12 protein-coding genes are annotated in these 13,306 nt (G+C 49.5%); 10 read left to right on the top strand and 2 right to left on the bottom strand.

Translation table 11 applies throughout. The features are described from left to right. Window positions 1–16: 16 nt before the first annotated feature. The 7 genes from nqrF to BLW37_RS00890 all read left to right on the top strand — a co-directional run bounded on the left by nqrF (window position 17) and on the right by BLW37_RS00890 (window position 8,220). Window positions 17–1,243: an NADH:ubiquinone reductase (Na(+)-transporting) subunit F gene (gene nqrF, locus BLW37_RS00920; RefSeq protein WP_091338074.1), complete on the top strand. Its 1,227-nt coding sequence runs from the start codon at window positions 17–19 to the stop codon at window positions 1,241–1,243. Between the two features lie 9 nt (window positions 1,244–1,252). Next, window positions 1,253–2,299 carry an FAD:protein FMN transferase gene (locus BLW37_RS00915; RefSeq protein ID WP_171907505.1) on the top strand — a complete coding sequence of 349 codons (1,047 nt, stop codon included), beginning with the start codon at window positions 1,253–1,255 and terminating at the stop codon, window positions 2,297–2,299. After that, window positions 2,299–2,511 carry a (Na+)-NQR maturation NqrM gene (gene nqrM, locus BLW37_RS00910; protein ID WP_091338071.1) on the top strand — a complete coding sequence of 71 codons (213 nt, stop codon included), beginning with the start codon at window positions 2,299–2,301 and terminating at the stop codon, window positions 2,509–2,511. Before BLW37_RS00915 ends, nqrM begins: the two co-directional genes overlap by 1 nt. A gap of 113 nt (window positions 2,512–2,624) precedes the next feature. Further along, window positions 2,625–4,172, top strand: coding sequence for a M17 family metallopeptidase (locus BLW37_RS00905; protein WP_091338068.1), 1,548 nt, complete (start codon window positions 2,625–2,627; stop codon window positions 4,170–4,172). A gap of 177 nt (window positions 4,173–4,349) precedes the next feature. Further along, a complete protein-coding gene (locus BLW37_RS00900; protein WP_245785566.1) occupies window positions 4,350–6,932 on the top strand; it encodes an ATP-binding protein in 2,583 nt (860 codons plus the stop codon). Next, window positions 6,925–7,359, top strand: coding sequence for an HIT domain-containing protein (locus BLW37_RS00895; protein ID WP_091338065.1), 435 nt, complete (start codon window positions 6,925–6,927; stop codon window positions 7,357–7,359). The genes BLW37_RS00900 and BLW37_RS00895 overlap by 8 nt, the downstream gene beginning before the upstream one ends. A gap of 21 nt (window positions 7,360–7,380) precedes the next feature. Beyond that, complete coding sequence (locus tag BLW37_RS00890; protein ID WP_091338064.1) at window positions 7,381–8,220, top strand: HDOD domain-containing protein; 840 nt, start codon at window positions 7,381–7,383, stop codon at window positions 8,218–8,220. Window positions 8,221–8,235: 15 nt separating this feature from the next. Here BLW37_RS00890 and BLW37_RS00885 read toward each other — a convergent pair whose 3' ends face one another. Next, window positions 8,236–9,138, bottom strand: coding sequence for a recombination-associated protein RdgC (locus tag BLW37_RS00885; RefSeq protein ID WP_091338061.1), 903 nt, complete (start codon window positions 9,136–9,138; stop codon window positions 8,236–8,238). 85 nt (window positions 9,139–9,223) lie between these two features. Then, window positions 9,224–10,969, bottom strand: a complete 1,746-nt coding sequence (locus tag BLW37_RS00880; RefSeq protein WP_091338059.1) for a sensor histidine kinase — start codon at window positions 10,967–10,969, stop codon at window positions 9,224–9,226. Between the two features lie 307 nt (window positions 10,970–11,276). Between BLW37_RS00880 and BLW37_RS00875 the strand changes: the two genes are divergently transcribed. The 3 genes from BLW37_RS00875 (at window position 11,277) to BLW37_RS00865 (ending at window position 13,288) form a co-directional block, all read left to right on the top strand. Then, the gene (locus tag BLW37_RS00875) at window positions 11,277–11,642 is read left to right on the top strand and encodes a response regulator (protein WP_091338058.1); all 366 of its coding nucleotides are present in this window, start codon (window positions 11,277–11,279) and stop codon (window positions 11,640–11,642) included. Beyond that, the gene (locus tag BLW37_RS00870; RefSeq protein ID WP_091338055.1) at window positions 11,642–12,250 is read left to right on the top strand and encodes a chemotaxis protein CheC; all 609 of its coding nucleotides are present in this window, start codon (window positions 11,642–11,644) and stop codon (window positions 12,248–12,250) included. Before BLW37_RS00875 ends, BLW37_RS00870 begins: the two co-directional genes overlap by 1 nt. Before the next feature lie 66 nt (window positions 12,251–12,316). Further along, the gene (locus BLW37_RS00865) at window positions 12,317–13,288 is read left to right on the top strand and encodes a sensor domain-containing diguanylate cyclase (protein ID WP_091338052.1); all 972 of its coding nucleotides are present in this window, start codon (window positions 12,317–12,319) and stop codon (window positions 13,286–13,288) included. The last annotated feature ends 18 nt before the right edge of the window (window positions 13,289–13,306 follow it).

The following is a 13,306-nucleotide window of genomic DNA, read 5'->3' as shown; positions in this document are numbered from 1 at the left end:
GTAGAAGGAAAACACGATGCAAGAGATTACTCTTGGCGTAGTGATGTTTACTCTGGTCGTTGTGGCCTTGGTATTCATCATTCTTGCCGCGAAATCCAAACTGGTTGCCAGTGGTGAAGTGACCATCCTGATCAATGGCGATCCGGAAAAAGCCATCAAAACCAAACCAGGCAGCAAATTGCTGGGTGTTTTGGCTGATAAAGGCATTTTCCTGTCATCTGCCTGTGGTGGTGGTGGCTCCTGTGGCCAGTGTACAGTGCATGTACACTCAGGTGGCGGTGAAATTCTGCCGACTGAGCTGGATCATATTACCAAAAAAGAAGCCCGTGAAGGGTGTCGTCTATCCTGTCAGGTAGCTGTAAAAGGTGACATGGAAATCGAAGTCGAAGATGAAGTCTTTGGTATTCGTAAGTGGGATTGCGAAGTTATTTCCAATGACAACAAAGCGACCTTCATCAAAGAGTTGGTGCTACGTATTCCGGATGGCGAGTCGGTGCCGTTCCGTGCCGGCGGTTACATTCAGATTGAAGCACCACCGCACCATGTGAAGTACAAAGACTTCGACATCCCGGAAAAATTCCGTGGTGATTGGGAGCGTTTTAACTTCTTCAGCCTGGAATCCAAAGTGGATGATGAAACCATCCGTGCTTACTCCATGGCGAACTATCCGGAAGAAGAAGGCATTATTATGTTGAACGTGCGGATTGCAACGCCGCCGCCAAACAACCTGTCACTGCCTTGCGGTAAGATGTCATCTTTTATCTGGGGCTTGAAAGAAGGCGATAAAGTGACGATTTCTGGCCCCTTTGGTGAGTTCTTTGCCAAAGAGACCGAAGCAGAGATGGTGTTCGTCGGTGGTGGTGCTGGTATGGCGCCAATGCGCTCGCACATCTTCGATCAGCTGCGTCGTCTGAAATCCAAGCGCAAGATGTCGTTCTGGTACGGTGCCCGTTCCAGCCGTGAAATGTTCTATGTAGAAGATTTCGATATGCTGGCTGCTGAGAATGATAACTTTGAGTGGCATGTAGCTCTGTCGGATCCGCAACCGGAAGACAACTGGGAAGGCTATACTGGCTTTATCCACAACGTCTTATACGAGAACTACCTGAAGAATCACAAAGCGCCAGAAGATTGTGAATTCTACATGTGTGGTCCGCCAATGATGAACAAAGCCGTGATCAACATGCTGAAAGACTTGGGTGTTGAAGACGAAAACATCATGCTTGATGACTTTGGTGGTTAATCCTTTCTTATGTTGAAAGTGCATTACAAACTCTGGCTGGCCCTTCTGGGGCTGGCCATTTTCGTTTCTTGCAGCCCGGTTCCAACCGAGGAACGCATCACGCCCGAGCGTTTGCATGGTCAAACCATGGGGACCTACTATGTGGTGTCGGTTTTTGCCGGTGAGCAAGAGGTTGATTATGTGCAATTGCAAGCCGAGATCGATGCCGAACTGGAGCTGGTGAACCAGTTGATGTCGACCTATATTCCGGATTCGGAACTGATGCGCTTTAATCGCTGGCATAGCACCCAGCCATTTTTGCTGTCCGAGCCCACGGCTGAAGTCATGGCGGAATCGATCCGGCTTGGCCTTGAAACTGATGGTTTACTCGATGTGACCATCCGGCCCCTGGTTGAGCTGTGGGGCTTTGGCGCCGAAGGTCGTATCACCAGGGCACCCACCAGTGAGCAATATCAGGCTATACTGCCTTATGTGGGCATCGATAAGCTTCGCCTGGATGGCCTTTGGCTTAGTAAGGCTGATCCAAGGGTGTCGGTGGATTTATCCACCATTGCCAAGGGCTATGGCGTTGATCGGGTAGCCGACTTACTCGATACGAAGGGTTTTGATGCTTTTTTGGTTGAGGTGGGTGGTGAAATCCGTGCCCGAGGTCCTAAGCCGGATGGCAGCCCCTGGCGCATTGCCATTGAAAAGCCGGATGCGGATGGTCGTGCTGTGCAACGCATCATCGAGCCTGGTGATTTGGCGCTGGCCACTTCCGGGGATTACCGCAATTATTTTGAGCAGAACGGGGTACGTTTTTCCCATATCCTGGACCCACGTACAGGTCGCCCTATTCAGGGGCGTGTAGTCTCCAGCACCGTGCTGCATGAATCCTGTATGGTGGCCGATGGGTACTCTACCGCTCTGATGATTATGGAAGCGGACGAGGCGCTGGCTTTTGCCAATCGTATTGGTTTGGCGGCTATTTTGATTGTGAAAACTGATGATGGCTTTACTGAGCTGGTGAGTGAGGCTTTTGAACCCTTTATGCATACAGGAGGCACCACACGATGATGAGTACCTTTTTACTGACCTTCGCTGTTTTGTTGTTGGTGGTGGTCGCCATGGCGGTTGGCTACCTGGTGCAGCGCAAAACCATCAGTGGCAGCTGTGGTGGCCTTGGTGCTATTGGCGTTGAAAAAGCTTGTGATTGTGACAATCCATGCGAGAAACGCCAGGCCAGAATGAAAAAAGAGCAGTTCTGGCAAGAAAATAAAATTATCTAAAGCGGCTCCTGCGTAAAGCAGAACTGCCAGTTGCGTAGCTCTTAAAGTGACGCTTGGCTTGTTCTGCTTTTTGTTTTCCGAAATAATGACTTTTTAGCCTGATGGAAGTCATTATGTCTTATCCACATCTCTATGCCTTAGGTTCCTTGGACCATGCCCTTACGGATACCCGCTACGATGCACTTATTGTGCTGGCCTGCGATTTCAACCACACAGAGCTTTTAGCTCTGCACGAAACCATCAATACAGTCGGGCAGGTGGATCAGCGTATCGGCCAACAACTGGCTAGCCTGCATTGCCCTACAGTGCCGGGGCAGCGCCTAATCCTGGCTCCGGTTGGCAGCCTTGACAGAGATTACGATGATGTACGTAGTTTTGCTGATGCGGCCAAGCAGGCTGTTCAGCTTGCTAAAGAGATGGGAGCCAAAGCGCCCTTGGTCTGGGTTGAACCTGTGGTAACTCCTTTTTATCGGCAAGCAGCTGCTGTGAGTTATCTGGCAATGTGTCAGGCGCTGTGGCAACCACTGGAAGGGCGTGAGGTGGTGGGTGAAGAAAAGCTTGAACCCTTGCATTGCATTGGCTTGTGTGGCGTCTCGCCTGACCAGGCCGCCGAACTTATGGCGATTGAAGCCGGCAGGCGACTAGCGCGGGATCTTGCCGGGACCGAGCCCGAGCGGATGAGTGCGCTGAATTTTGCGGCCTACTGTCAGGAAGCTTTTGCCGGTAGCGCTGTTCAGGTTGAGGTGGTCACTGATGTTGCTACCTTGCAGCGTGACTACCCCCTGATGATGGCAGTTGCCCGCAGCTCGCTTGCGGTGAAACGACATCATCCGGCGGTTATCCGTTTGACGTATAATCCTGAGGGCGCCGTAGCACAAACGTTATTGCTGGCAGGCAAGGGGCTGGTGTACGACACCGGTGGTGCTGATCTAAAAGTGGGTGGTAGCATGGCGGGCATGAGCCGGGACAAAGGCGGTGGCGCTGCCGTTGCCGGCTTTATGAAAGCGATAGCCGGTTTGCAGCCGGAAGGTGTTAAAGTAGTGGCAGAAATTGGTGCGGTGCGCAACAGTATTGGCTCTGATGCGTTTGTGCCGGATGAAGTTTTAACCAGTCATGCCGGTGTGCGGGTCCGGATAGGGAATACCGACGCTGAAGGGCGTTTGGTGCTGGCTGATTTATTGTCGCACCTGCGAGAACAAGCGCTTAATGAAGTGACTCCGCAGATTTATTCCATTGCCACCTTAACCGGTCATGCCGCTCGATCGGTTGGGCCCTATACCGCTTTGGTTGAGAACGGTCCTTCCCGTGCATTGCAATTGGCCGCTAAGCTCCAGCAGTTTGGTGATCTCTGGGGGGACCCTTGTGAAATATCACGAAGCCGACGTGAGGACTTTCAGTTTATCCAAGCCAAATCCGCAGCTGAAGATGTGCTCAGTTGCAACAATGCGGCTTCTTCGGTCACGGTTCGTGGCCATCAGTTCCCGATGGCTTTTCTGGTGGAGGCTTCCGGCCTGGCCGCGCATGGCCAGCATCAAGCTAAGCCCATACCCTATCTGCACCTGGATATTGCAGGCAGTGGTGTCGATGGTGGCGACTGGATCCATGGTAAACCATCGGCAGCACCTATGCTGGCCTTGTTGGCTGCAACCTTAGCTGATTAGCCGGTTGTAACATTCGCTGACTAGCTGGCAGGACAAAGCTTGTTCTGCCAGCAAATGCTGGTTATGCTGTGGAATGAATACGATGGCTTAGGCAGCAGATGATCTGGCAATGAGATTACGACAAACACTCCTGGTTTACCTGGTTCCCTTGTTGTTGCTGCCGGCTATTTTTTTGGTGTGCTCGCCATAAAGTACAGTTACTCCTTCTACTGGCAGCAAGCGAATCAAAAAGCCAGTCATTTCTTACATGGCCAACAACTAGCCATTCATAGCGAGTTGATGGCGTTGAGTATGAAGCTGGAAGAGTTGTCTTCCAGCCAAACCCTGGCCAGCTACCTCAATAGCAATGGTGCTAGTCAGTCACCCTTGCTACAGGAATGGCAAGACTTTCTGCAGCGCCAGGCTAGGTCTAAGTTCCGCATCAAGTTATTGCAACTTAATGGTACTACCGAGCTGCTTGCACCCTCTTCAGAGGCCGATGTTACTCCTTTACGTTTTCGGCAACGGCATTTGGCTCGTTTGCAAAGTATGATCCGTGATGAAAGCTTCTTTTTTGCAACCGAGCCTGACAGCTCGGAACAGCGTTTGTATCTGGCACGTAAGGTGTACCACAACAGCTCATCTGCTGTGGGTGACTCGCGTCAGTTATGGGGCTATCTGGTTCTTAGTCTGGAGCCTAATGAGCTACGTGCTATTTTGCAACAGTCACTGACACCGGGTAGTATTTCTCTCATCATCAGTCCTGCCGCAACCATCGCCTTTACGGATCGTGCACAGTTGATTGGCAGTACTTTCGCACCAAGCCATTTTCGTACTATTCAGCAAAGTATGCAGCAATCAGATATGATCCCTGGTACTCTGCTTGGCCAATCAATGCTGCTAAAAGGTGCGGAGTTACCCGGCAATTTTCAACTGCTGATGGGGTTGAACCAGAGCGAGTTGATGGCTGATACCTTGCAGCTTCCTTGGGTCATTGGAGGTTTACTACTCTGTGTAATTCTGTTGCTACCATTTAGTATCTATTGGCTGTTGATCCGGCATGTATTTAGTCCAATCCGCAAACTGACTCAGGCGAAAACAGCGGTTGGCCGGGGGGATTTATCCACCTTGCTCCCGGTACAAAAGCAGGACGAGCTTGGCGATATGTTTGCTGCTTTTAATGTGATGGTGCGTCAATTGCGGGTATACCGTGAGCGGGAGCGTGCTTACAAGCAGCAACTGGAAGAAAAAGTGCTCAAACGCACCCAGGACTTGGCGCGTGCTAATGATGATTTGGCCGCAGCCAACCAAGAGTTGATTGTCGCGCGGGAAACCGCGGAACAAGCCAGTCGGTTAAAAAGTGTATTCCTGGCTAATATGAGCCATGAAATTCGTACGCCTCTCACTGCAATTATTGGTTTTAGTGAGCAAAGCGTACAGGAGCAACAGTTAGAGCGGATCAAAGATTATCAGTTGCGGGTACTTAAAAGCAGCCAGCATCTATTGAACCTTATCAACGATATTCTCGACTTATCAAAAATAGAAGCCGACAAGTTAGAGCTGCAGCAAGAAGCCTGTCATTGCCTCGAGATTATCGATGATGTATACCAGCTGAGCCAGACGCAAGCTAAAGCCAAGGGACTGGATTGTGAGTTACAACTGCGTTTCCCATTGCCGGCTGTGATCATCAGTGATGAAGTGCGGTTCCGTCAGGTACTGTTAAATCTAACCAGCAATGCTGTCAAATTCACACAGCAAGGTAAAGTCATCATAAGGGTTGAATACGATTTGATGGCGCAATTGCTGAAAATATCGGTAAAAGACACCGGCATTGGCATAGCTCCGGCTGAGCTATCCCGCCTGTTCCAGCCTTTTGTGCAGGCGGACTCTACTGTCACTCGTCACTTTGGTGGCACCGGGCTTGGACTTTGTATTTCGAAAAAGCTCATTCAGCAAATGGGTGGTGATATCCGGGTGGATAGTGTCAAAGGCGTCGGCAGTAACTTTGAAGTGCTACTCGATTGCAGTGGCATGAATGTGGAACTGGTGCAGTCGTATCAGACGCCTCCGCAGCCACAACCGGCTCCACTGATGAATGAGCAATGCCCGCTGCATATCCTGGTGGCAGAAGATAATCCGGACAATCAGTTGCTGCTTAGTATTTTACTGCAGCAGGTGAATGCCAGTTATGTCATGGTGGAAAATGGTCATCAAGCGGTTGAGCAGGCACTTCAAGAAGATTTCGATCTGATTTTTATGGATATGCAGATGCCTGAGATGGGAGGAGAGGAAGCCGCTGAGCTGATTCGCCATGCCGGCATCCAGACACCAATTATCGCGGTTACAGCCAATGTCATGAGCGAAGATATCGAGCGTTATAAACGCTCGGGTTGTCAGTCAGTGCTATCGAAGCCGATTGATCAGCAACAATTTTTAAAGTTGATTCAATCCTATCGTAGCGATGGTCGTCGGTATGATTACCATGAGTTTGAACGTAAACTGGCTGAGGATCCTGTCGTGCTTGCCTTACAGGCTAACTTCCGCAATAGGTTGCCTGAATTGATTGCCGGCTTGCATCAAGCGTGTATGAAGCTGGACTGGGATAAGCTGGCTTTTGAAGCCCATAGTTTAAAAGGCAGTGCCGGCAGCATGGGGTTTACCAACCTAACTGCATTGGCCGATGAGTTGGAGCAGCAAGCGCATCGTCATGCACACCAGTCGTGCCAGCAGTTAGTGCAACAAATGCAACACATCGTGAGTGAGGATGTCACCAATGCCTGAGTTGTTGTCCTTTGAATTGGCTGCTCCCTTGCAGCAAGACAGTTGTTTTGTCGCGGACTGGCCTTTGTGTCAGCTGCGCGTGATCAATGATCAGCAGTACCCCTGGTTCTTGTTGATCCCAAGGCGAGCTGGTGTTTTGGAGTTGGTTGACTTAACGCCGGAGGATTACCTGCAGTACCAACAGGAAAGTTGGCAGCTGGCTTGCTGGTTGCGTCAGCACTTTCGACCGGATAAATTAAATATTGCTGCTCTTGGTAATGTGGTGCCACAATTACATATTCATCATATTGCCCGTTTCAAAGAGGACAAAGCATGGCCAGCACCAATCTGGGGGGTAGTTAAGATGCAGCCCTATCATCAGGCTGAGTTGCAAGAGCGCATCCGTCTATGGCAGCAGAGTTTGCCTGAGTGGCCGTCACTGGCTTAATCGTCCAATACGAGGTTTCCGATGTCTGCAGAACATGCACTCATTACCATTCTGGTTGAAAAGTTACGAAACGATAGCCTGGTATTGCCTACCTTGCCGGAGATTGCGTTACGGGTGCGTCGAACCGCCGATGATCCCGAAGTTAGCCTTGCCGTTATGGCAGAAACTATCAGCATGGACCCCGCCTTGACTGCCCGGATGATCCGGGTGGCGAATAGCGCCTTTCTGGGGCGCTCCATCAAGGTAAGTACTTTAAATCAGGCGGTTACCCGCATTGGTCTAAGCCAAATCAAGACCATTGCTACGGCGATGGCGATGGAACAATTGTTTTTAAGTCAGAATACGCACATCCAGCAGATGATGGACAAAGCCTGGCGGGATACTGTACAGGTCACCAGCATCGCTGTAGCCTGTCTGAGTTACTATCGTTCACTGCAAAACAAATGCGCATTAAGCCCGGATGTAATGACACTAGCAGCATTGTTGCATCATATCGGTTTATTACCCATTTTGACGGAGGCAGAGAAGCACCAGGAAGTCTTTGGTCACCCCGGCTTTATGCGGCACGCCATGGCGAAGTTATCGCCACAGATTGGTTTGGCTATTATGAAAGCTTGGGGCTTTTCGGAAACCTACCAGCGGGTAATTGCTGAGTGGCAGCAACCTAAGGTATCGGCACAGCCGGATTATACCGATTTCGTTCGAATTGCTACCATAGCGCAGCGCAGCTTCCCCCAACCGGAACAACAACAAGCTTTACTAAGCCGCTACATTGAACTTGGGCTGCTGCCGGATGCAGATTTTATGCAAGAGCCTGCCATCGCCGCTGTCTATAAGGATGTACGGGCTCTTTTTGCCTGAGTTGGTCACTGTGTTTTATTCGTCCTTGGTCACAGTCACAGCCTGAGCGATCTGCTCAAGCGCAGCGCTCAGGGTTGAAGCCATCAACAGGGAATCCGCAGCCAGCCTGGCGTCAGCATCTTCCCAGCCCAGCTCGTCGTTTTTACTGCTGATGCTGTCATGGTAGCGAATACTTTTCAGGCTGCCATCGTCGCAGACTTTCAGACTCAAGCCTTCTTCCTGGTGCAGCTCCAGTCGGGTCACCTGCTTGTCCTGAAGATGGCTCTGCACTTCCTCGGTTGTAAGCAAGTGATTACTAAAGCGTACTTTGGCACCTTCTTCGTCTGGCGCCTTAAGCTCTACTTCGTGCCCAAGCTGAAAAGATGAAGGTAACTGCTCAGACTGCAGCCAGAGTTGCAGGCAATTGCTTAGACGGTATGGATCCAGCCAGGGCAGCGCTGGTAAAGAGCCAATAGCTTTCCGCAGCAAAGCCAGCACATCTTCAGCCCGGCTACTACTGCTGGTGTTGATCATAATGCGCTGTTTGTTCTGGTCATAGCAGGCTAGCACCAGCTGGGTTTTGCTAAACGCTCGAGGTAACAATTCAAAAGTGACATCCTCTTTGATGCTGTCTTTTTCTTTGCGGCTTAGCGCTCGGCCTTTTTCAGCTTCTAGCGCCTCAAGACGTGGTTGCATTTCTTCTTGCACAACCGTTGCTGGTAGTAGCTTTTCCTGTCGTTTGATAGCGAAAAACAGATAGTGTTGGTTTTGGTAACAATAGCTCTGTGCCGATTCAAAAGGAAAACTAAATCCCTGGCTACTTTGTTGCTGACCAGAGCAAGGGGTAAAACGAAACTCAACCAGTGCCTGCTCCAGAGCAGCGAGGTCAACAGACAATGGGGAACTTAATTGATAGACACGACTATTTTTAAACCACATAACTCACTCAGTTGTGCTGAAAAGCGGGCAGTATAACGTGCGGTCAGCCGCCGGTACAATGCCAGCGACTGTTTCTGTGTTGGTATTAGCTGGCTAATTGTTTTGGAAAGCGTATGTGGTAGTGCAGGCCTTTGCCTGGCTCACTGCTTACTTCAATACTACCTTTCAGGGTTTGGCGCACCAGATTGTAGGTGATATGAGTTCCCAGGCCACTGCCACCCGCCTCACGTTTAGTGGTAAAGAAGGGATGGAAGAGCCTCTCCAGCTGATCAGCAGTGAGTCCTTTACCATCGTCGCTGAAGCGGATATCAATGTCGTCGCCATCCTCCAGTACCGTGATACGAATGTGGCCTTGTTCCTGCTCCTCAAAACCATGGATCAGTGAGTTCATCAGCAAATTGGTAAAGATTTGCGAAATAGCCCCCGCTGGGCAGGTTAGCTGCAGATCAGCCGGACAGTTTACATCCACCTGATGCTTGGTTTTCTTGAAGTGCGGATGCAAAGAGCGGATGACTTCCTGTATGTAAGTATCCAGCCGGATGGTGCGGATAGCTTCGCTGGTTTGATCGACTGCGATTTGTTTAAAACTGGCGATCAGATCGGATGCTCTGTTTAGATTGGACTCAAGCAAACTGGTTGTTTCACTTGCTTCAGCAATAAATTGCTCCAGGTTTTTTGGTGAGAGTGTTTTTTCCTGATAGGCTTTTTGCAATGTCTGAATTTTCTCGGCTAAAAAACTGGTAGCGGTTACGCCGATACCGACCGGTGTATTGACTTCGTGAGTGATGCCTGCGACAAGTCCACCAAGAGCGGCCATTTTCTCCGATTGCACCAGACGATCTTGAGTTTGCTTTAAATCATCGACCAGATTTTCCAGCTCGGTCTGCTTGTTGCGCAGCGCATGCTCGATATGACGACGGCGTTCGATTTCTTCTTTCAGACTTTGCTGCTTTACTTCAAGTTGTTGTTTTTGCTGTTGTAAATCCATCATGGCTTGGCTGAGGCCTGAGGTTTTGCGTGCCACTTCCTGTTCCAGCACCAGATTGTGTTGATCCAACTTTTCATTGCTCACCAACAACTCTTTTTGGGTGCTTTCGAGTTCTGCTTTGTAATCTTGAACCCGACGAATGAGCCGGTTGAAGGCTGTGGTCATTACGCCAAGCTCAACGCTGTTTTGTGCCCGGCCTGCTTCGATCCGGGTCCCTTCCAGATGATCCAGCTCCAGATCTTCAATTTGCTGAGTTAACTCACCAAGCGGCTCTGTCAGATAACGGCGAAACGCGAATAAAAACAGAATGATTAAGAAGGTGGTTTTCAACATAGCGTTGCCGATCAGAAAGAAAATACCAATCTTTATCCGATCAATAACAATGGCGCGGCTGGAGAATAAGGTGACATCACCGACCTGGGTAGCACGGCCGGAAAACTCGAAAATCAGCGGGAAGGTATAACCAAAAAGGCCGGACTGTTGTTCAGCGAGTTGAATACCCTCACGGACCAATTCACTGCCATGGCGCTGACTGATGTCCACATGACGACCAAGTTGAGTGATGACGGTGCCGCTATCATCACGCACAATAATGCCTTCCACCGCAGGAATAGCCAGTAAACCATCCGCAATCACCAGGGCCTGCTGGGTGTTCAATTCCCAGATCGCACGGGTTAGGCTCCCAGAAAAGGTTTGTTGCAAGGTAGCAAGTTCACTGTTGATATAGCGTTTGGTATTGAAGTATTCAGCACCGATCTGAGCAAGCGTGACCACAAAGGTCAGAATAAAATACACAGATAATACTTTGGTCAGCAGGGTTCTGGATAAACTTCTTTGCTGCATAGATGGTCCTTTAAAAACAGCATGATATTTATTTTTGTCAGGCTTGTTTGTGTGGCAAGCATCAGTATAGCGCCCACCTATGACTATAGCCTAATTTTCAGATTAGTTGCCTGCACCAAGGAACACAATGGGGTCTTTAACTGGCTCCATGGGCCGCCATAGTTGAACTGTGTTTTTTTGCTAAAGTAGCAGAATTTGTGCTGACTTGCATTGTATTTAGCTTCTGGTTATAGTCGATGAAAGACTGCGGGTAACGCCAAGAAATTAAAAATACAATAAGCACTCATAATTAAAAGAGAGCCGTAGAATGAGCTTAACCGCTTTAATTTGTGATGATTCGGTATTAGCACGTAAGCAAGTAAAAAAAAGTTTACCGGAGGGCTTTGCTGCTGAGATTCTCACGGCATCCAATGGCCTGGAAGCACTGGATATTCTTAGCTCGCAAGAAGTTGGGGTGGTCTTTCTTGATTTGACTATGCCAGAGCTCGATGGCATCGGTGTGTTGGAAGCCATTAAAGCCCGGCAGTTGAAGTGTGTTGTGATTGTGATTTCTGCCGACATTCAACCTGAGATGCAAAAACGCGTCGCTGAACTCGGTGCTTTGGCTTTTATTCAAAAGCCGGTGAACAGCGACAAACTCGCCCACATTATGCACCAGTACGGGTTAATCTAATGACCATGCTGACGCCAGACCAGCAGGATGCATTGCAGGAACTGATGAATGTTTCCATGGGCCTCGCCAGTGACCAGTTAGCACGCTTTTTAGATACGCTGGTTCATTTGCAGGTGCCTGCAATGCAGGTGGTTCGAGCCAGTGATATGCCTGCGCAATTGAGAGAATTGTATGCCGATAAAGAGGCACACCTGATCAGTCAGGGGTTTATTGGTCCAGCTGGCATGCAGGGCGAAGCGATGTTGCTCTACAACTTTAGCAGCGCAAAACAGCTGGCCGCTATTCTTGGTTATCAGCAAAGCGAGGTCAGCGATGCGGAAATGTTGACCGATATTAGTTCTATACTCACCACCACCTTTTTAAATAGTTTGGCAGCACAGTTAGGTAGCACCTTGTCCTACAGTGCTCCGCGGCAACTGAATTGCCAGAATAATCAGCTGGTTGAGCGTCTGCAAGCCCTGGCGAGCCGTTGGAACGTAGCTTTGCAGGTCAATATTCAATATCAAGTGACAGATTATGCTTTTCAATGCGATATGATTTTGCTGATTCCGGGCACTGCTTTGCAGACGCTGCAGCAGCAGCTGGATGATATTTTGCAGGATTATTGATAGGAAAGGGTTCGGATACACAACAAGTGTGCACAAGCGAGCAGCATTGATAGGCGAGGAGTACGGATGGACGCGCATTGGCTGGCGATGCCGATATTGCAGCAATTAAACAGCGGTGTATTGGTGTTAAGCACAGACTATGGCATCAGCTTTTACAACCAGTTTATTGAACGTCGGCTAGGTGTACCTTTGGCCGAAGTCCGGCATAAGTCGGTGTTTGATGTGTTTACTGACTTACCGGAAGCCTGGCTGAAGCGAAAACTGGATAGTGTTGTGGCGTTAAACGCGCCAACCTTTAGCTCCTGGGAACAGCGCCCTTATGTATTAAAACTGCCACATCTTCGACCTGTCAGTGGTGGCAGCGACTACATGATGCAAAACTGCAGCATGCTACCATTGGTCCACCCCCATACCGGCGAAACCTTTATCTGCTTGCTGATTGAGGACGCCACCGATGTCAGCATTTATCAGTTAGAATTGCAGCGTAATATGCAGGCTCTGCAGCAAGCGAACCGACTGGATGGCCTTACTAAGCTTTACAACCGCAGTTACTGGGAGCAGTTATTACAATCCGAGGTCTTGCGAGCTAAACGCTATCACCAGCCCTTGTCACTGATTTTGTTTGATTTGGATAAATTCAAACAGCTGAATGATGACTATGGCCATCTGGGTGGAGATTTTGTACTGATTGAGTTGGCCAGCTTCATTCAGAGCCTGTTGCGTGAGTCAGATTTTCTCGGGCGCTATGGTGGGGAAGAGTTCGGGATTATTTTACCGAATACCAGCCAAAGTGGTGCTAACGAAGTTGCAGAGCGGATTTGCCGTCAGGTAGCAGCTCATCAGTTGTTGTTCAATCAGCGTATTATTCGTGCCACCATCAGTTTAGGGGTTGCCGAGTTGAATCCACATCGACATCAGGAAGCGCATGATTTACTGCAGTGTGCCGACGTAGCGTTGTATGTTTCGAAGCGACAAGGGCGTAACCGAAGCACCTGCTACCGGGATGACTTGCAAAAGGTGCTGCAAAAGGTAAATTAAGATTCACGTTGATTAACT

Source organism: Alkalimonas amylolytica (genome assembly GCF_900107845.1).
Taxonomy (GTDB): Bacteria; Pseudomonadota; Gammaproteobacteria; order Enterobacterales; family Alteromonadaceae; genus Alkalimonas; species Alkalimonas amylolytica.
Note: the sequence above shows the minus strand (reverse complement) of the source record. Positions and strands in the feature narration are given on the sequence as shown.